This window comes from Symmachiella dynata, from assembly GCF_007747995.1.
GTDB classification, from domain to species: Bacteria; Planctomycetota; Planctomycetia; order Planctomycetales; family Planctomycetaceae; genus Symmachiella; species Symmachiella dynata.
In genome coordinates, this window is sequence record NZ_CP036276.1 from 4,169,565 (window position 1) to 4,191,056 (window position 21,492).

The 21,492-nt window shown below is 56.4% G+C and carries 9 protein-coding genes; 5 read left to right on the forward strand and 4 right to left on the reverse strand.

The window, feature by feature from the left end; all coding sequences use genetic code 11:
* Positions 1–16 precede the first annotated feature (16 nt).
* Together Mal52_RS15755 and Mal52_RS15760 are read left to right on the forward strand one after the other, a co-directional pair.
* Positions 17–5,611, forward strand: a complete 5,595-nt coding sequence (locus Mal52_RS15755; RefSeq protein ID WP_145377144.1) for a serine/threonine-protein kinase — start codon at positions 17–19, stop codon at positions 5,609–5,611.
* Between the two features lie 39 nt (positions 5,612–5,650).
* Positions 5,651–7,576 carry a preprotein translocase subunit SecA gene (locus Mal52_RS15760; protein ID WP_197534230.1) on the forward strand — a complete coding sequence of 642 codons (1,926 nt, stop codon included), beginning with the start codon at positions 5,651–5,653 and terminating at the stop codon, positions 7,574–7,576.
* A gap of 301 nt (positions 7,577–7,877) precedes the next feature.
* Here Mal52_RS15760 and Mal52_RS15765 read toward each other — a convergent pair whose 3' ends face one another.
* Positions 7,878–9,941, reverse strand: a complete 2,064-nt coding sequence (locus tag Mal52_RS15765) for a TolC family protein (protein WP_197534231.1) — start codon at positions 9,939–9,941, stop codon at positions 7,878–7,880.
* A gap of 486 nt (positions 9,942–10,427) precedes the next feature.
* Here Mal52_RS15765 and Mal52_RS15770 point away from each other — a divergent pair, with 486 nt between their 5' ends.
* From Mal52_RS15770 to Mal52_RS15780, 3 genes are read left to right on the forward strand one after another with little or no spacing between them, the layout of a single operon-like run.
* Complete coding sequence (locus Mal52_RS15770; RefSeq protein ID WP_145377147.1) at positions 10,428–12,443, forward strand: RND family efflux transporter; 2,016 nt, start codon at positions 10,428–10,430, stop codon at positions 12,441–12,443.
* Between the two features lie 13 nt (positions 12,444–12,456).
* A complete protein-coding gene (locus tag Mal52_RS15775) occupies positions 12,457–13,386 on the forward strand; it encodes an efflux RND transporter periplasmic adaptor subunit (RefSeq protein WP_231962369.1) in 930 nt (309 codons plus the stop codon).
* A 5-nt stretch (positions 13,387–13,391) separates the two neighbouring features.
* On the forward strand, positions 13,392–15,620 hold the full coding sequence (locus tag Mal52_RS15780; protein WP_145377149.1) for a hypothetical protein: 2,229 nt from the start codon (positions 13,392–13,394) through the stop codon (positions 15,618–15,620).
* Positions 15,621–15,639: 19 nt separating this feature from the next.
* On the opposite strand, the gene Mal52_RS15785 is transcribed toward Mal52_RS15780, so the two are convergent.
* The 3 genes from Mal52_RS15785 to Mal52_RS15795 form a co-directional block, all read right to left on the reverse strand.
* On the reverse strand, positions 15,640–16,284 hold the full coding sequence (locus tag Mal52_RS15785; RefSeq protein WP_145377150.1) for a hypothetical protein: 645 nt from the start codon (positions 16,282–16,284) through the stop codon (positions 15,640–15,642).
* 255 nt (positions 16,285–16,539) lie between these two features.
* Positions 16,540–17,985 (reverse strand): DUF1501 domain-containing protein, encoded by a 1,446-nt coding sequence (locus Mal52_RS15790; protein ID WP_145377151.1) that lies wholly within the window; start codon positions 17,983–17,985, stop codon positions 16,540–16,542.
* 20 nt (positions 17,986–18,005) lie between these two features.
* Positions 18,006–21,311: a DUF1553 domain-containing protein gene (locus tag Mal52_RS15795; RefSeq protein ID WP_197534233.1), complete on the reverse strand. Its 3,306-nt coding sequence runs from the start codon at positions 21,309–21,311 to the stop codon at positions 18,006–18,008.
* Positions 21,312–21,492 lie beyond the last annotated feature (181 nt).

Sequence of the window (21,492 nt, forward strand, 5' to 3'; positions counted from 1 at the left end):
GTAAGACTGCCATACCATGTTAAATTGTCCGCACTGCCGAACCACGTTAAAAACGTCGGACTTGGAGTTAGACGCCTGTCCGCATTGCGGCGCCGTATTAGTACCATCCAATAGCGAGTCTTCGCTGGGGACCGATCGAACTATAGCCGATAACCCCGACGAAGCTGCCGATGCGACGACCGCCGAAACTCCCACAGTCGCCGACGTCGATGCGGCCAAGTCTGCGGAAACCGACGAGACTTTCGTGACGAATGTCCTGGACGACGACCAGACATCTGCGAAAACAATTGCGAATACCGAATCATCCGATTCACCGCGTGATACCGAAAGTGATAAAACGATCGTTGTCGATTCCGGCACTTTCGAAGCGCCCTCTGATGGCAACCAAACCATCGCCGATTCCGGTCACATCGCCGCCACGGAACAAACGTTTGTCTCCGACGAATTCGATGCAGATCGCACCATCGCCAATGATCCGGATCAGGGTCCAGGTTCCGATCAAGCCGCTGCGATCGATCGCACTTTTGTGACTGAAGATGTCGACATCACTGCCAACCTGGATCGTTCGATGGCCGACGATTGGTCGATCGCGATCAAGAACGACGATGCTCCCACTACGTCGATCCGGGCCAAGGAACGATTCGAACCTTCTTCCAATTCCTCGTTGGTCATCAAACCCCGCGCCGTGCAGTCCACAACCATCCCCACCGAGACAGACGAAGCGGAATACGAAATTCTCGGCATTCTGGGAAAAGGCGGCATGGGGGTCGTCTATGAAGCACGGCAAACGTCGATCGATCGGTCTGTCGCCGTCAAAATGCTGGGAGAAAAAACAAAGTCCGGTGCGCAAAACCAGCAAAAGTTTCTCGCCGAAGCCGTCGTCACTGGCGAACTGGACCATCCCAACGTTGTACCCATCTACGACGTGGGCGTGAATGATCGTGGCTCCCTGTTCTATTCGATGAAGAAAGTCCAAGGAACTCCTTGGAGCAAGGTCATCAAGGACAACTCGCAGGCCGAGAATCTCGACATCCTGCTGCGTGTTGCTGATGCGGTCGCTTTTGCGCATTCCCGCGGAATCGTACACCGCGACCTCAAGCCCGATAACGTCATGCTGGGAGAATTTGGCGAAGTTTTGGTGATGGACTGGGGTCTGGCGCAACCTACAGAAACCTTCCGCAAAAAAAACACGGTGGCCAATATCAGATCCCTGGGCGGTACTCCGTCCTATATGGCTCCGGAGATGGTGCTCGGTCCGGTGGAGTCCATTGGACCAGCCAGCGATACCTATCTATTGGGCGCGATTCTGTATGAAATTCTGACCGGCAAACCACCTCACACTGCCTCGAACGTCTCGCAGGCATTGGTCTATGCGGGCAAAAACATCGTCAAGCCGCCCGAGGAAACAAACGAACTCACTGAAATTGCCATGCGGGCGATGGCGACCAATCCGGAAGATCGTTATCCCAGCGTGCGGGATTTCCAAAATGACATTCGCGATTACCAATCACATATCGAATCGGTCGCCCTCTCCGGTGTGGCTGAAGAGTATCTAAGAAAATCTCGGGAAACAGATGAGTATGAAGGTTTCTCGCGCGCCTTGTTCGCCTTCGAGGAAGCATCGTCGCTGTGGGAAGGAAACACCTCCGCCAAACGGGGCGCTGCCGCAGCCCGGTTGGAATATGCGCAGACGGCTTTGGAGAAAGCCGACTTCGATTTGTCGGAGTCGCTGCTCGACGCCGATAATCCCGACCATACTGAACTCCTGCAACAAGTCATCACAAAAAAACAAGAGCGTGCCGCTCATAAACGACGATTACGCAGAGCCAAACTACTGGTCCGCGGACTGGTCGCAATCGTTTTGGCCGTGGTCAGCATCGGCCTGCTGCTAGTCATGAAAGCCGAAAAAACCGCCCGCCGCGAACGCGACGTCGCGGAACAACAACGGCAACTCGCGGAATCGGAAACACTCCGCGCCAATGAAGCAGCGGAAAAGGAATCCTTGGCAAGAGTCGTGGCTGAGAAAGCGACCATTTTAGAAAAAGAGGCAACGGCCAAAGCGAAGAAAGCCCTCGCTGCCGAAGAGGCTGCCAGGAAGGCTGCGGTCCTAGCCTGGAAAGCGGAAGAAGAAGCCAAACAAAAGGAAACTGAGGCCAAAGAAAAGGAAACAAAAGCCCGCAAATTGGCCGAAGAGGAACGGCTACGTGCCGACGAAGCGCGTGTCGCCGCCATCGCAGCCAAAGAAGCGGAGGAATACGAAGCCTACATTGCCCGCATCGGTTTGGCGGCCGCTAAGATCGATGAGAATGCTTTTGATTCAGCGCGTGTATTGCTCGAAGATTGCGACCCCAAGTTTCGCCAATGGGAATGGGGCCGGTTGATGTATCTGTGCAGCCAGTCCGAGAAGAGTTTTGATGTGCGGGAACCGGCGAGTTGTTTAGCACTGGCGCCGGATAATCAAACATTTGTTACCGGCGGCCCCAGCGGTACCGCCCGGATATGGAACGCGCAAGATGGAAAGCTTCTGCACGAATGCCGGCACGTGGGCGATGTGATCCACGCGGTCGCGTTTTCTCCCGATGGACGACTGCTGGCCACCGGCGGTGATGATACGAACAGTCTCATCAAGATCTGGGATGCAAAGACCGGACAACCGATCGAACGGCAATTCGGCCCCCCCGCTTCCGAAGACGCCTTTGAAACCGGCCATACGCAAACTGTGACCAGCGTCCAGTTTTCACATGACGGCCGCCGGTTGCTCACCGCATCGCTGGATGGCACAGCACGCTTGTGGGACGTCGAGTCCGGGAAACAGATACAACGTCTTTTCGGTCACAATTGGTGGGTCTGGTCGGCAACCTTTCGTCGCGAACAGGATGCCCAAGGCCAAGCAGTTGATGAAAAACGAATTGTCACGACCGGGCAGGATGGTACAGCCATCGTCTGGTCGGACGAAACCGGTCAATGGACCGATGACACTCAGATCCGACAAGGCATTCCGTTTCGAGGTCACAAAGGCCCCGTGTTTTGCGCCCGCTTCACTCCCGATGGCAAACACGTAGTCTCGGGAGGTTATGACCGCCGCATTTTGATCTGGGAACCCGAAGCGATTGTCGAATTCGATTTCCGCAATCTGGCCGAAGGATTAGCGCCCACTGAAACCACATTTCAAGAATTGACCGGCCACACGGACACCGTGCGGTCGATTCGCTTCTCACAAGACGGATCGTTGATCGTCTCCAGCGGTCGCGATAATACCGTCCGCGTGTGGGACATTGGCTCCGAGAAATTGATCCGGACATTTCGCGGGCACGGCAGTGCGGTCGCGGCGGCCGATTTTTCCGCTGATGGACGCTGGATCCTCTCTGCCGGAGGCGATGGGCAAGCCAAACGTTGGAGTCTGGACGGCGACGACGAAATCCAAACGCTGCAAGGTCGCCGGCTTGCTGGGCATACTAACGCCGTGTTGGGCGCCAGTTTTTCACCCGACGGCCAACAGGTGGTAACCGCCAGTCAGGACCGCTATGCCAAATCATGGTCGGCCGAATCCGGCGACGTCACACGCGCGTTCTTCGAAGGACATCAGTTTCTTTCCTCCTCGGTCGTATTCTTGCCCGACGGACGGCGACTGATCACCAGCGCCATGGATAATACGGCGCGTGTGTGGGATTTGGCTTCGGGAACGGAGGAATTCTCGCTGTTGGGGACGGGGCGCAAAGCGGCTGTGGCCGCCTCGCCTGATGGAGATTGGATTGTGACCGGCAGCGATCAAGCGACCGTAAAGCTATGGGACGCCGCCAACGGAAAACTGGTGCGAGAATTCACCGGTCATGCACATGAAGTCACCGCCGTTGCCATGAGCACGGCCAAGGGAGGATTAGTACTCTCTGGAGATGAAGCTGGCCGCTGCTGGTTATGGGATGCCAGTACTGGAAAGCAAATTCGGAGACTGACCGGAAAACTAGGAGGACATTCCGGACGCATCGTCGCGGCCGCGTTCACCATCGACGGACGCCGCGCATTAACGGCCAGCAACGACCGTACCGTCGCCCAATGGGATGTGGAGACTGGTGAGGAGTTGGTTGACCGCGTTTTAAAACATCCCGCAGCCGTCACGGCAATGGCCCTCGCGCCGGAAGGTGGGTTTGCCTTAACCGGTTGTCTCGACGGTACGGTCCGATATTGGGATATTCAAAGTGGAAAGCTGTTGCACTCGTTCGTAGATGTGGGTGGGAGTGGCGCTGTTTCTGATAACTTGCGGTCGCTGATGGAAGAACGTGCCTGGTCTGTGGCTGATCTAAGCCGGCAAAGTCACGTTCGTGAGGAAGAGATCGACAAACTATTTTCCGGCAAGGCGGTAGTTGAAGCAGCCACGATTGATCAGTTGGCCAAAGCGTTTGATGTTGCAACGACAAAACTACATGAATCGGTCCCGGTTTCGGTGAGCCTTTCCCCGGCTGGGATGGCAGCGGCAACCTATGCGGCCGACGGGAAAGTCCGCGTGTGGGAAGTAGCCTCGGGACGTGAAGTCCTTAATCAAGAGTATCCATTTTTGATTTGGTCGGCGGCGTTTGACCCGCAGGCGCAAGGCTCACGGCTGGCCGTTGTCGGTGGAAATCAGACGCATTTGCTCGAAGCGGCTACCGGACAAGTCGCGATGGCGTTCGGCCCGCACGGAGCGGTCGCCTCCGCGAACTTCTCGCCCGATGGCAATCGCCTAGTGACGGGCAGTTGGGATAGTTCGGCACGTATCTGGGATGCGGTCAACGGACGTGTGCTGGCCAAATTGGAAGGGGCACATGCCGGCGCCATCAATAGTTGTGTTTTCTCGCCCGATGCCGAAGGCCGATTTGTCCTCACCTCCAGCGACGACGGAACTGCTAAACTTTGGGAGATTGTCACCCAACGGCACAAAGTCTCTCCAGACGCCGCTGAAGTCGATGTCCGTATAGGCCGCGTGGTACGCACCTATGCCGGACACACCGCTCGCGTGGGATTTGCAACATTCTCTCCCGACGGACGCTGGGTCCTGACCGCTTCGGACGACAAAACAGCTGCCCTGTATGAAACATCGGCACCCGCAACCTCCGGCGCAGACGAACAGCAAATCCAACCCGCCTGCGTATTACGGGGGCATGAATGGGAAGTCCTCTGCATCGCCGCTTCGGCCGACGGGACACGGGTCATCACCGGCAGCGCCGACAATACAGCCCGTGTCTGGGACCTCGATATCCAAGAGGACGGCAGTATAAAGGCCGCTCCCAGCTTGCTATTGGACGGACATACTTCAAGCGTCACCTGCGTCGCATTTTCGCCGCCGCAGGACAAAAACAACAACGGCCAGTGGGATCCCGGTGAAACCAACGCCGTCCGTGCCATCACTTCCAGTCGGGACAACAGCGTCAAGCTGTGGGACACCACAGTCAATTCCAGCCGTGACCAGGACGACGGGACCGGAGGAATGTTGAATGCGACCGAGATCCTGACCTTGACCGAACATGATCGTACGGTGACATCAGTAGCGTTTTCCAACGACGGCCGCCGCATTCTCTCAGCCAGCCGCGACGGTCGGGCGATTGTTTGGAAATCCGTCGACTGGTCAGCACCGTAAGCAGAACCTGGAGACACCTCTCTCGACATGTGGGGCATCTTGTCACAATTCGGAATGGTCTCGGCCCGCGGCGAATTCAACCGCGCTCAAGCCGCGCTGCGCCGTGTGACAATCGCCGAACGAGACCTGGGCAGTTTCACCGACGAGCAATTACTCCGGGAAAGCTCCTCGCTACGGTATCGCGCCAAGTGCGGAGACGCCTTAGATGCATTACTGCCCCGCGCCTTTGCTCTGGTGCGCGAAACCGCCGGTCGGCAATTGGGCATGCGGCATTACGACGTGCAAATTATCGCGGGAACCTTATTAGCACGCGGATGTTTAGCCGAGATGGCAACCGGCGAAGGCAAGACATTGTCCGCCGCATTACCGTTATACTTGCACGCTTTATCCGGCAACGGCGCGCATTTGGCGACCGCCAACGACTACCTAGCGAATCGCGATGCCGAATGGATGCGGCCGATTTTTGCGGCATTGGGGCTTTCCGTCGGCGTGATTCAATCCGACATGCTCCCCGATCAGCGGCGCGCGGCGTATGCCTGCGATGTCACCTACGGGACAGCTAAGGAGTTCGGCTTTGACTTTTTGCGAGATCGGTTGCTAGGAAGCGAACATGGTCTCCTCAATACCGGATTCCACAATCACGGCGAACACCGCGCCGCACAGTTCGTACAACGCGACTTGAACTACGCGCTGGTCGATGAGGCTGACAGCATTTTGATCGACGAAGCTCGTATCCCCTTGATCATCAGTCAGTTTGAGTCCGCATCATCCGCAAAACTGACCGCAGTCTCAAAATGGGCCGCTGACATCGTCGGCCGTTTAGAACAGACGACAGACTTTGTGCTGGATCCGGAAATCTCGACATTTCGCCTCACCCCCGCCGGTCGAGAATTGATCCGCCGATTTCCCAAACCGTCGACCTTGGCGGGCATCCCAGTCAGCGACCTTTACCACAGCGTCGAACAAGCGATCTTGGTGCACCAGCGATTTCGCCGCGAACAACAATATGTGATTCAAGACGGCGAAGTCGTGATTGTCGATGAATTCAACGGACGTATCGCCAATGGACGCCGCTGGCGCAACGGTTTGCATCAAGCGATCGAGGCCCGTGAAGGTTTGGCAATTTCTCCCGTCTCGTCATCCGCAGCACAACTCACCACGCAGGAGTTATTTCTTCGCTACAACTGTTGGGCCGGCATGTCGGGCACGCTTCTACCCGCCGCAAGGGAAATCAACAGCGTCTATCACCGGCCCACCGTCGCCGTCCCTCTCAACCGTCCCTGCCAGCGGAGCCATTGGCCCGATCAGGTCTTTTTAACGGCCGCCGAGAAATGGACGGCGATCGTCGAAGAGATACGCACCGTCAGCCAGCAAGGCCGTCCCGTCTTGGTCGGAACGCGGTCGATTGAGAAATCAGCACACCTCTCCCAATTACTCGACCAAGCGGGCATCTCGCACCAAGTCCTCAACGCGCTGCACGTTCGTAGCGAAGCCGAACGCATTGCCAGTGCCGGGCAGCAGGGACAAGTCACCGTCGCCACGAACATGGCCGGTCGCGGCACGGACATTGGTTTGGGACCGGGAGCAGCTGAATTAGGCGGTCTGCACGTGATCGGCACGGAATTGCACGAATCTCCACGGATCGATCGCCAACTCAGCGGCCGCGCCGCACGCCAAGGAGATCCTGGAAGTGACCGGATGTTTCTTTCACTGGACGATGAAATCCTCGAAGCAGGTTTTGGAAAGGAACAATCCGCCAAACTGCGAGCAGCTGCCCAGAAGCGCAAAGACACACGCGGCTTAGCCAGTCTCTTTCGATCCGCGCAGCACCAAGTCGAAAAGCGACACGCAGGTCAGCGGCGGCAATTGATTCAGTCCGCACTGCGCCGACAAGACCAGCTTGAACAATTGGGACTCGATCCGTTTTTAGAAGTCGAAGAGGACGCGTCCATCGCGCTTTCTTAAACAGGTTACCCGTGTCGACGGGTTGCTACGTCGAACAGAGACCGCGTCCCCGGAAGGGCGAAGCTCCGTCTGATCCGCATCGGTACACTCAGCATGGTTTGCAAGATCGTAGAGAAAGCAAGCGTCTCGATCAGTTCACATAACCGCCTGGGGTGCCACTGGCGGCTTGTCCGCCAGTGCGATGGAAGAGCATATTCTCCATGCCAATCGACGACAAACAACATGCGTACTGCAAGCCTCCAGCGCGCCGACAAACGTGAACGGAGAAGTCATGTCGAAACGCTGTAGTATTTGCCTACGATCAGTTCACATCGAATAAACCAACCGCGTCTTCGCTCTCCCCATCGAACTCATCATCAAACCACGCTTCCGCTCCATCGTTATCGTCGGGGGCAGGAGGCACAGCGACGGGTTCTGAGATTTCCGGTTCGCAATCTTCCGGCAAGACCTCGGCGAATCGGCTCACCTGCCCGTAAGGGCCGCGGCTGACCACCGGATCGGAATAGGTCTTTTGCAGATCCTCGAGATTATGAATCCGTGATTGCAATCGTTCTTCCGCATCGCAATAAGCGGCTTGCGGCCAGGGGCCTTCGGATAGATAAATCTGATTATGCTCCAGCAAAGTCCCTTCAGCATAGAACAGATTTTTTAGTCCCAGCGCATATTCGACGCGGGCTTTGTAGTGGGCGCTATCTGCTTCGGCAAACCGTCGTTGTGCGTCGAGAACGCGGTCAAGATCGGTGATGTTTTCCTTCTCGAATTTGTCCTGTAACACTTCAAATTCCCGCTTGGCTGCCAAACGTCGATTGAATGTCGTCTTCACCGAGGCCTGTGACCGCTTCACCTCGCCCACGCTATTACTCAAATCGTGGACCACTTCCCGTTCTTGCTCGTGCAAAATTGCTCGGTCGCGGGCCAAGGCCAATTCCGCGTTTTTCACCGCAGCATTCGCACGTCGATGGCCCAACGGCACCGCGAATTCCATCCCCAATTCCCATTCTTGGTAGTCGCCGCTCCCGAGATTTCCCCAGGCATTATTAAACTGGCCGTTGACGCCGGCATGTTGCCCCATCAGGTCCTTACCGAATCCGCGGAACCGGTAGGTCCCCAAGGCATCTAATCGCGGCAGCAGGAATTTGTTCGTGGCTTCCAACTCCAACATCCGGCGTTTGACTTGCCATCGTTGCCGGCGCAATTCGACGCGGCGTGCTAAGGCTTCGGATTTGATCGTCTCCCAATCGAAAATCACTTCCGCTACAGGGGGTTCGTCGATCGGGCGCAGTAGCGTCCCATCCGAGAGTGGCAGCCCCATCAACAGCCGCATCCGCCGCTCAGCGACCTGAATTCCTTCCAGTCCGCGAAACGTACCACCGCGACTGCCGTTGTTGTCCCGCGTCCCTTCGACCAATCTGCCGGAGAGCGCGTCCTGCACCGCCTCTTCAAATCGATAGTATTGTTCTTGAGCCTGCGCTTCGTTTTCTTCTTCACCACCCACGCGTCCGGCAAGATTGAGCGCCTTAACGCGCCGCCATGTTTCTAAAGCGGCGTCGCGGGCAGCGATACGTGAATGCAAATTGCGGTACGAAAAGTAGAGGTCCCAATACGCGTTTTCTACGTTACTGATGAATTTGATCACACTTTCTTCAAAGTCCGCCAGACTGACATCTTCATCAATACGTGCCAGCATCACGCCGTTAAATCGCGATCCGTAGGGCAATCGCGGTAACGTTGCCGTGCTGCCGGTACCGGGAGGAAATTGCGGACCGGCGATGCGGTTGAATTCCACACCGGCTCCCAATAGCAACGGTTGGCGGACATTGGCCTCGATCCGCGTATCCCATGCACTGGGAAATCGGTTGCCCGGAGCGTTGTTCGCGTCGTAACCGGTGATTTGCCGAATGCCTAACTCGGCCCCAGTCACCGCTCGTTTGTCCAATCCATATTGCATAAATGCGGCGTCTTGTTGCAGCATCTGCGTGCCGAATGCGGTGACCGCGTTATTGACGGCCCGGTCATTCTTCTGATGGAAGCCATTGGCATAAAAATTGGGATCAAAGGCGCTCAACGCTCCTTCCACACCAAATCGTGGATCAGTCTCGGTGATGGCTGGATCGTAGGTTGTGGCTACGACTTGTGGGGCATCCAAGACTCGTCCGCCCAGATCCCGCAGTACGCGGGAATTCGAGAGCGCCGTCTTGACGGTTTGTTCCAACGTCAGGTCCGTAAACTCGGCGATGTCAACATCTTCAACGGTCAAGGGTGCCGGCGTGATGGACGCATCGAGATCCGGCCCCTCATCGACAAGTGGTTCTTCGATTTCAGTCGAGGCGATCTGATAATCACTCAAATCAGGCGAGAACGGCACGTAGGAATTCGTGCTGCTACAACCCGTGTACGCCACAGCCATGAAAATCATGGCTGCTAACCAGACCGCTCGTGTTGCAGGTGAACGGGTGTAATACACGGAGGTTATCTCGACTTTTTGGAAATTGAGATCGACAACTTTGCCCCAGCGGCACCGCACCAACGCTCGACCGCCACGACCTAAGACTAAGCGTTAGGCGATCATCCGTGAGCGGACCCTAGACATTGATGTGGACGTACCAATACGAAGTATCGGCAATCCACGCGATCGGCATGACCGGTACTATTGATACAAGCCGGAAATTCCATATTTCCCATTCAATTGCCCCAGTCTGCCATATGAGAGGCACGTGCAGATAGCCTCGCCCAGCGAACAGATCCGCCATCAAGCCGCGCAGACAGCTGTTCGGTAGCGGTTTAGAATGAATCACCGCCCGTACAAAACATCATATCAATTGCCGCCCCTGTTCTTTTTTCCGAGCCTTCGATGCCTCCTTCTCCACTCAGTGATCCGCCGGATGCCGCCGCGGCGGCACTGCGCGAAATCCACGAGTTGATCGCCACGATCGCCCATACCGGGGAAGGCGATGCCACGACCGAGGTGTTTTACGACACCCTGCTAGAGAACTGTGTCCAAGCGACCGCTGCGATTGGCGGGGCGGTCTGGTATCAAGATGTGGACTCCGGCTTCTTTAAGACAGTCCGCGAGCTGAATTTCCCCCCGACGCTGTTCAACGACTTTCAATCTGAAGAAGCGCATGCAGGACAGCTGGCCGAGGTTTGCCGCACGGGCGAACCGCAAGGTCTCCCCTACTCGACGACAGCACCTGATTCAGGCGATGCCCCGCATTCCCCCGATTATCTCCTGTTGCTGTGTCCGGTTCCCGTGGACATAGATTCGAAATGGATCGTTGAACTTGTCCTGCGACGTACAATCTCGCCTTCTGCACAACAAGGACATCTGCGATTTCTCTCCGCCGTCAGCGAGATTGCCGCCGACTTTCATCGACACGCTGAATTGCGAACACTTCGCGGCAACGAGGAGCGTTGGCAAGAACTCTACCGTCTCTCGATCGATGTCCACCAAGGCCTCTCCGTCGACGAAACCGCCTACGCCATCACCAACGGTAGCCGACCATTATTGGAGTGCGACCGTGTGAGCGTGCTCCAACGGCGTGGCGGTCGCTGTCGTCTCCTCAGCGTCTCGGGTGTGGATCAAATCGAAAGCCGCTCACTTTCCGTACGACGGCTAGAGTCACTCGCCGAAGCGGCCATCGCCACCAGAGAACCGCTGTGGTACACCGAAAACGGCGACCCGTTGCCGCCACAAATTGAACGTCCGCTCGAGGACTACCTCAACGAAGCGCACATGCGGCAACTCGCCGTGATCCCGATGTTTCAAGCTCGCGAATCGTCCGAGACCAATACGGCCCCCGCGTTTGCAGCGATTGTTGTCGAATGGAAACGAGCACACGACTTAGACGACGTCGCTCGCAAGCGATCGCTCCGCGTGGCCCACGTCTGCGAATCAGCATTGGCACGGGCACTAATGCTGCGCGGGTTGCCATTCTCCGGTTGGTTACTGCGACGACGGAAAACGACTCTAGCGACACCACGGCGCTGGTTCAAAAGACTCTTTTTCGCCGCAATATTAATCACCGGATTGACGTTGCTGGGCATGCTCCCCCGGCCCTTTACGGTTTCCGGATTGGGTGAACTTCAACCGCGAAATGAGCAGCGTATCTTTGCCGTCTCCGATGGCGAAGTCGAAAAACTGCATGTCCAACATGGAGATGATTGCGCTGTCGGTGAATTGTTAGTCACCATGACTAACTCGCAACTCGATTTCGATCTCAAACAGGTCGGCGGCGAATTACAGACCACGCGCACGCGCCTCACATCCGTCCGCGCCGCCTATTTGGGCATTGACCGTTCGCTGACGCAATCCAACCAGCGGTACGAAGAACTCACGGCCGAAGAACAAGAACTCCAAGAGAAAATCGATAGCCTCAACAAGCAGTACCAGATCCTGTTGGATCAAAAACAGCGGTTAGAAATCCGCAGCCCGCTCGACGGACGCGTACTGACCTGGGACGCCGAACAATTACTGCAAGCACGACCGGTCCGTCAGGGCCAAGCACTTTTGACGGTCGCCAACCTCAACGGTCCGTGGCGCGTTGAATTGCACGTTTCTGAAGAAGACGTGGGCTATCTGATCGCCGCTCAAGATGAACTCGGTGCGGAATTGCCGGTGAGCTTTCTGCTCGAATCGGACCCCAGCGTCACCTATACCGGAAGACTCGAAACCACCAGTCTCTCGACCAGCTTCGACGAATGGGACGCAGCCGGTATGGCAGTCACCATCGTCATCGACGAAGGTCAACAAATCCCCCTCCGCCCCGGCGCCCGTGTCCGCGCCAAAATCGCGGGAGGGGAACGCTCACTCGCGTTTGTTTGCCTACACGATTTGTATGCCGCTGTGCAGCGCTGGTTGTTGTTTTAAGGTGCCAAGTGACATGAGAATCATGGACCTGAATAAAACGATGCGAATTTTCATAATCCTGACAGCCGGTGTATTGCTGACGGCGCAGTCCTTACCGGCGGATGAACCACAGACCATTGTGATTGATTCCGTGCTGGTCACCGTGCTAGAAAAAGCTGACGTACCGGCGCGAGAAGCGGGGTTGCTGGCAAAGCTCAATATTCGTGAAGGGGATCTGGTTCGTGCAGGCCAGATTCTGGGTGGGCTGGATGATAAGGTTCCTCAACTCGAGCGGGACCGCGTGAACGCTGAACTCGATTTGGCCAAGCAGCGTTCCACAAACGATGTGCGGATTCGTTTTTCTGAAAAGGCCGAAGCCGTGACGCGCGCAGAATTAAAACGGGCTCAGGAGTCGGTCGACAAATTCAGCAAAGCGATTTCGCAGACCGAAATGGACCGCCTACGGCTTTCCACCGAGAAATCGACACTGGAAGTGGAGCAAGCGCGGCGCGAGCAACGGGAGGCGGAATTGGAAACGCGGGTGAAAGAACAAGAATTGCGCCTCGCCGATGAAGCCGTGCACCGACGTACAATCAGCGCCCCAATTTCCGGCATTGTCGTGCAAGTCAGCAAAAGCCCCGGCGAGTGGGTCGAACCAGGAGAAACTGTGCTGCGCATCCTTCGCGTCGATCTACTCCGCGCCGAAGGATTCGCCGATGCGCGTCTCATGCAACGCCGCCAAGCCGGCCAACCTGTCACTTTGACGATTGATCAACCAGGCGAAAAATCGCAAACGTACTCCGGCAAATTGGTATTCGTCAGCCCCGAGGTGAATCGCTTCAACGGACAAGTCCGCGTTTGGGCCGAAATCGAAAACCCCAGCTTGACGTTGCGTCCCGGGTTGACCGCCACAATGACCGTGACGTCCAAGCCCCACAAAGACAACGAGCCACCGGGGGAATAAACGTCATGATTTCCCTCACGCCCGTTCAACCACTTCGGCAGGCAACACCCCGCGCCATGCCATTGCGTCTGCGCGATGACTTGATCATTCAACAAGTGGGCACCGACTCCGCCACACGGTGGGTGGTCAAAGATCCCATCTCCTTGCGTTACTTTCATTTTCGCCGCGAAGAGTTTTTTGTCCTGCAACGGTTGGATGGAACACGCTCCTTGGAAGATATTCGGCGGGAGTTTATACGGGAATTCCCAGCTGAGAATTTGACAACAATGCGGTTGCAGACCTTCATGGCCTATCTGCACGAGAACAGCTTGATCATCACCGATGCCGAAGGCGAAGGGCAGCGGATGCTGGTTCGACGGCGACGGGCACGAGCGAGCGGCGCGCGGGCCGCCATGACCAACCTGTTGGCGATCCGTTTTCCTGGATTTGATCCAACGCGTTTGTTGGACTGGCTGTCACCGCGTTGCCGGTGGATGTTTACGCGCACGTTTGTCGCCGCTTGCCTCCTGGTGATCATAGCAGCGGCGCTGCTATTGGCGGTCCAGGCCCGCACTTTCCTCGTGCGCCTGCCTGATTTTCACGCGTTTTTCACCGTGATAAATCTCGTCTATCTGATGGCGGCGGTGGCCGGTGCGAAAGTCCTGCATGAATTGGCCCACGCTTTAACCTGCCGCCATTTTGGAGCGCAGTGCCATGAAATGGGATTCATGCTGTTGGTCTTCACCCCCTGCCTGTACTGCAACGTCACCGATTCCTGGATGCTCCGCCATCGCCGCGAACGGATTCTCATTAGCGCCGCGGGCATGTTCGTCGAAGTGGTTTTGGCCGCCCTTTGTGTATTCGGCTGGTGGTTCAGCCACCCCGGTCTGTTCAACTCCTTGTGCCTGAATCAATTGGTGGTCTGCTCGGTGGCCACGTTGCTATTCAACGGAAATCCGCTGTTGCGTTACGACGGTTACTATATTTTGTCCGATCTCGTGAATGTCCCCAATTTGCAGCAGCGCGCAACGGAGGCGCTCCGTGCAGTACTGGCAAAGTTTTTTCTCGGCGTGAAGTTGCCCCGGACTGAGTTCGGACAGCGGTCCCATACCGGCTGGCTAGCTGCTTACGCCATCGCCTCCATGCTTTACAAGCTGTTCATTCTCGCCGCGATTTTGTGGTTCTATTACAAATTGCTTGAGCCATACCAACTACAGGTCTTCCCTCAAATCCTCGGCGGATTAACGATTGCAACCGCATTCTTGCTTCCCTTATGGCGCTCGATGCGATTCTTCGGCGGACTGGCGAGCGGCGGACATGTGCACTGGTTTCGGTTCTTGTTTCGAACAATAGTTGTCGCCGCAATCTTAGGCGTGATCATTTTCGTTCCACTCCCCAGAACGGTTTCGGCACCGGCGGTTCTCGAATCCCAAGATGCACGGCGAGTGTATGTCACCGTCCCGGGGGAATTGAAGTCGATAGTTGCCGAAGGAACCGTCGTGCGGCAAGAGGATGTGTTGGCGGAATTGGAAAGCCCCCTATTGCGGCGGGATGTCGCTGAATCGCAAGGCTTGCTAAATCAAGAGCAACGCCATCTCGACAATTTGCGGAAACGACGCATTCAAGAACCGGATGTCGAATTGCAAATTCCCGCTGTCATCGAACGGATCAAGGATTTGCAGGACCAATTGCAGCAGCGGCTCACCGATCTGCAGGCACTTTCGATCATCGCCCCACGCAACGGCACGGTCATCGCCGTGCCCAACGACCAATCGCAGGCTGCGGAAGGCGAATTGATGGCCTGGTCAGGCAGTCTGCACGATGCCAAGAACCGGGGATGTTTTCTCGAATCGGGAACTCAACTCTGTCTCATCGGTGATCCCGATCAAGGTGAAGCGATGTTGCTCATCGATCGTAACGATATTCCGTTGGTGCAGCCTGGCCAAAGCGTGAAGTTGTATTTCGGCGCGCTTCAGAACCATTTGATGACTGGCAAGATCGTTGAAGTGGCCGAAGCAGACACCGACGTGCTGCCTCCCATGTTGGCCAAACAGGTGCAGATTCCGGTGCGTGATCAAACCGACAATGGAGCGCGGCCGATGGAGACGGTTTATTTGGCTCGCGTCAAGTTTGAAGACCAGCCGCAACGGATCATTTCCGGCAGTTCGGGCGCAGCCCGCATTCGCGTCGCCCCACGTTCGCTTGCGCTGCGACTGGCCGATTATGTGACGCGCACGTTTCGCATGGAATTCTAAGCTAATTCCCACCGGCGAATCAGCGACAACATTCGTATGCCTTGCCGACGGTCCGGCAATGCCACTCGAACGGGACGCAGCGACCGGGACGATAATGGCCCAGATAGTATTCGCAGTCGTGGGGTGGTTCGATCAACATCTTCAGCGGCAATAATCCGATGGAAGCGTAATAATGTCCGGCAGAGACCCACGGCTGCCAACATCCAAACGTATTGCCATACCGCTCCGCATTGACTTCCTCGAAGTACAGCGGGTTGTAACAAAACGCCGGCGCCTCCCATTGGTAATTCATCAGGCCCCACAGTCGCACCTGTTCGATCGGCACCAAGTGATCCCCATTGGCGGCGAAGTATTCACTCGCGCTATCCGGCGCCATCATCAACGCGCGCCCTTGTTCATCGCGTGATTTGGGGAGAATGTTCACGCTCAATGCGGTGATCGGTACAAAACCGACATCTTCCTGAACGGGCGTCGGCGTCAGTACATCTTCGGGGAATTGCGAGACGAATCCAAAACCGTCCTCTGCGGGAATGCTTTCCACCGCGGGAGTGCTCAGGTCATCAGCACGCGCGCAGTGCGTCTGCGTGCCGATCCCAGTCACTCCGACCAACAGGCCGAGAATAGCAGGGAACCACCGTATCTCAAATGGTTTAATGCATGACATACCTGGCGACCTCCTTGTCTGGTGGAATGACATGTTTCTTTTTCGACGTGTCTCGCTGCCGAGCTACAACCGTTCAACGTCCGTTGCCATCGATCCTCCAGTGATTCTGAGGACAATCGCGCAAATCCGCAAAATCGCTGTAGCTTTCTTGTGAGACAGACGCGGTTGCCTCACCAGCCAAAATAAGACACGAGGAGTCGCGGCTGTGCCTTCCAGGCCGCCGGATGCATTCCAGAATTCGGCCGCCGTCGTGTCTTAGGAAAGCAACGCGTGAACCGGCTCATGTTCTTCCACACCGGTCAGGCGGAAATTGAGGCCTTGCGAGCGAAACGTCAGGCGCGAGTGATCCAGCCCCAAACAGCGTAGGATCGTGGCTTGAACATCGTGCACATGCACCGGATTCTCCTGGGCATGAAACCCAAGCTCATCGGTGCGACCGTAGGCGATTCCCGGCTTGATGCCCCCGCCGGCAAACCACATCGTAAAGGCCTGTGGATGATGGTCGCGCCCCATACTGCGGCCCAGCGCCGCGCTGGCTTCGACCATGGGCGTCCGCCCGAACTCTCCGCCCCAAACCACGAGCGTATCATCCAGCATCCCGCGGCGTTTCAAATCCACAATCAATGCCGCACAGGCTTGGTCGGTTTTGGCGCACTGGCTACGGACGCCCCCTTCGACATTGCTGTGATGATCCCAACCGGCGTGATAGATCTGCACAAACCGCACACCCCGCTCCGCAAGCCGCCGCGCGAGTAAGCAATTATTGGCGAAGACCGCCGAGGGCTCTCCCGGTTGCGCACCGTAGAGATCCAGCGTCTCCTGTCCCTCTTGAGAAAACTCCATCAATTCGGGAGCACGGGACTGCATACGGTAGGCCATTTCATAGGCATTGATGCGGGTTTCGATTTCGGGATCGCCAATGGCGCTATATTGGTTCGCATTCAACGACCGAATCAAGTCCAACGATTCGCGCTGCGCACGGGCATCGTATCCCGCTGGGTTGGCGACATGCAAAATCGGATCTCCTTGGCTGCGGAACGGGACTCCTTGATGCACCGACGGCAAAAATCCACTGCTCCACATCGCCGCTCCGCCACTCAGGCTGCCCCCACTTTTGAGCACAACGAACGACGGCAGATCATTCGCCTCGCTGCCCAATCCATAACTCAGCCATGCCCCCATCCCTGGTCGCCCCGGAACGCCGCTGCCTGTATTCACAAACAATTGCGCGGGTGAATGATTAAACAAGTCCGTATGCACGGAACGCACGATGGCAAGCTCATCCACCACCTGGGCCAAGTGCGGCATCACATCAGCAATCTCCGCCCCGCATTTCCCATGCTTAGAAAAAGAAAACCGCGGCCCCAGCACCGCTGCGTCAGGCTGGATGAAGGCGTACCGTTGTCCTTGGATCACCGACGGCGGGATCGGCTTGCCTTCCAGTTCCGCCAATTTTGGTTTGTAGTCGAACAGGTCCAACTGGCTCGGCGCGCCTGCCATAAACAAGAAGATCACCCGCTTGGCCGTAGCAGGAAAATGTGTAGCGCGCGGCGCAAACGGACTCGCCGATTCACCCGCCGCCGCTGAGGAGGGGACTAATCCCTCGGCCAGTAGCGACGCCAAAGCAATTTTCCCCACGCCGACTCCGCAATCGTGAAAGAAATGCCGCCGCGTCTGTTGTTGAAGTTGAATTGGATTCATGATGTCGTTCGTTGGTTGCATTATGGTTTTGTAATCACTTCATCCAGGTTCATCAGCGCTCGGGCCGCCATCGCCCAGGCTGCTTGCTGAGGAGTCGCCTCTTCGTTCCCCGCGATTTCAGCAGTATTCAATTCGCCTGTTTCTAACCGTGCTAGTTGCGCCCGTTGATATTTGACGACTGCATCGATCTCTTCGACTTCGACGGGCCGCGTCAATAACTGTCGCAGCAACAGACCCGCCCTTACCTTTGGGGAAGATGCCCGATCCATGATCCGTTTCGCGAGCGCCCGAGACATTTCGAGATACATTTCATCGTTCAACAACGTTAGCGCTTGTAGCGGAGTGTTGCTGCGATTGCGACGGGCGATGCAGGTCTCTCCAGTCGGCGCATCAAAGACCGTGAAGGCCGCAAAGGGAGCCGTCCGTTTACTAAACGTGTACAGTGATCGTCGGTAACGGTCCTCACCGGTCGAAACCGGCCAACTCGCACCTCCGTATGCCAATGCGCTCACGCTGTCAGGCTGCGGCGGATAGACGCTACGACCGTAGAGTTTGGGGGACAATAAACCGCTGATGCGGAGCATGATGTCACGAACGGTCTCCGCATTCACACGCTGCCGCGGTCCGCGGGCTAACAACGCGTTGTGCGGGTCGCGCTCGAGTAATTCGGGGGTAAACTGGCTCCGCTGACGATAGGTCGCGCTCGTCACAATCAGCCGGTGCAGCTTTTTCAGCGACCAACCCTGTTCAACGAATTCTGTCGCCAACCAGTCCAGCAATTCGGGATGTGTCGGGGGATCTCCCTGGGTGCCGAAGTCGCTACTGGTTTTTACTAGTCCCGTTCCGAAAAACGCCTGCCAGGCGCGATTGACCGTCACCCGTCCGATCAATGGATTATCGCGGCTAACCAACCAACGGGCGAGTGACAACCGGTCGGACGGTCCATGAGTTCCGTCGGTTGTGGTGAGCAGAAATTCGGGAATCCCCGGCGTAACCGCTTCTTTGGGGCTGAGGAATTCACCACGATGGTGCCGGTGGGTGGGACGAGGATTGTCGTGCGGACGTTCCTGCATCACCAACGTCGTGGGATAAGCCGGTAACTTTTCACGCAATTCATCGATCGGTTTACGGGCCTCAGCCAACTCCGGTGCGCTGAGCGAATAATGCCGCTTGATCCTCGCTAAATCTTCGTCCGACCATTGATCTGCCCCTGCGGTCAAAAGTTTTTCCATGGCGACTGGCATTTGCTTGGCAGCTATCTGCCTATCCGCAGCACCGGCCGAAAATCGAAACCGCCCCAGACTAGCGGCGTAGTGCCGCTCGAATAACATCATAACTTGCAGTTCGCCCACCTGCGTGATCGGTTGGGACAGATTCAACACGAGTTGATGCGGCTCCCCTTCCCGCTGTGAGGTTGACCATCCGGTCGACCCGTCGCCGTCGTACACATTCTCAGCGTTGGCATTCACGCTATCGACTTTACTGGCGAAGGCAAGCTTTCCATAACTCTGCGACGCAGCGACGAATTCAACCGCCGCACCACCGAACTTGGCGGACAGTTCGCTGAGGAAAAAGTCCCCCTTGCGGCCTTCGTAATAAGCCCGTCCCGGACCTCCGGCGGGCAGTCGATCATCGGGCAGCACTTCCAAGCGAAGCGCCGTAACGGGCAGCGCCGCCTCGTCGATTTGAAAAGTGAGGTGAAAGACATCTCGTTTCGTAATGTCGCCACTTGAAAAAATCGAATGATCATCAAGCCGTTCCAGCTTGGGGAGGTTCGACTTGAATTGCACAGGTCGCAAAACCGTCCAGTCGACCGCTTCCGACTGTGCCTTCTGCAACCATTCCTCAAACTTGACCTTAAAGCGTTGCCTAGATAGCTCCACGTCAGGTTTCGCTTTGGGTTTCTCGTCAGGTTCTGCTTCAGGTTCCGCGTCGGATTCCGGTTTAGGTTTTGCATCAGGTTTTGCGTCAGGTTTTGCTTCAGGTTTCGCGTCAGGTTTCGCGTCAGGTTTCGCGTCAGGTTTCGCGTCAGGTTTCGCGTCAGGTTTCGCGTCAGGTTTCGCGTCAGGTTTCGCGTCAGGTTCCGCGGCGGGTTCCGCATTAGGATCTGCTTCAGGGTCCTCGTCAGGTTTCTCCTCATCGGTGATCGGAAACTGGTTTGGCAAATCCGCTTCCAGAGCCGCAATTTGTAATTCCAATTCCTCGCGGCGTTGTTGAACATCCGGCGTTTTTAGAATCAAATCCGGCTCATCCGCATTGTCCAACAATGCCATAAAACGATAGTAGTCGGTGTGTGTGATCGGGTCATACTTATGGGTATGGCATTGGGCGCAGCCTGTGGTTAGCCCCAACCACACCGTCCCGGTCGTCGCAACGCGATCCACCATTGCATAAAAACGATATTCCAACGGATCGATGCCCCCCTCTTCGTTGAGCATCGTATTGCGGTGAAACCCCGTCGCGATGATCTGATCCGTCCTCGCCCCCGGCAGCATGTCGCCGGCGAGTTGTTCAATGGTGAATTGATCAAACGGCATGTCGGCATTGAGCGCGCGAATCACCCAATCGCGATACGGCCAAATGGAGCGGTCGCGATCCTTTTCATATCCATTCGTGTCGGCGTACCGCGCCAAGTCCAGCCAGTCCCGCGCCCACCGCTCCCCATAATGCGGCGATTCCAGCAACTGATCCACCAGTTTTTCGTAGGCCGCCGGATCTTCGTTGGTCGCAAACGCGTCCGCTTCCTCCGGTGTCGGCGGCAAACCGATCAAGTCCAAATAGACCCGGCGAACCAGCGCATAACGATCCGCTTTGCGAGTCGGACTTAAGCCTTCAGCTTCGAGTCGGGCCAATACGAAATTGTCGATCGGATTGCGGGGCCACCTCGCATCCTCAACCGAAGGAACCGGCGGCCGTTTTGGCGGGACAAAAGCCCAGTGTTCGTCGTATTCAGCCCCCTGACTGATCCAGCGGCGAAACAATTCTTTTTGTTCGTCGCTCAACGTGTCATTAGACTGCGGCGGCGGCATGCGCAGATCAGGATCATCCGATTCGATCCGCGCGATCAATTCGCTTTCATCCAGTTTTCCGGGAACAATCGCCCCCAACTCTAAGGTCGCCTTGCGGTCATCGAATCGCAAATCCGCCTCACGATGCTCCTCATCCGGACCATGGCAGGCGTAACATTTGGCCGCAAACATCGGAAGTATGTCGCGGTTATAATCGACCGGACTGTCGGCCGCTTGGACTGCCGGTGTTGCCACCAAGGCTAGCGCCAAAATGGCCCACAAGGTGATTTTATTAATACCACTTGCTTTGACAAACATTTTCTTCCGCCACTCCATACCATGACACACTGCATTCCCCGATAACATTCAGTACGATTTTCGTCAGCAGAATCGTAGTTTTTTATCGGGATTTCCATGAGAGCGCGTTCCCAGAGAACCGTCCACTTATTGTACGAAGTCCCGGCGGCATTTATCACCCTTTGCGCCATGGCCCCGGTGG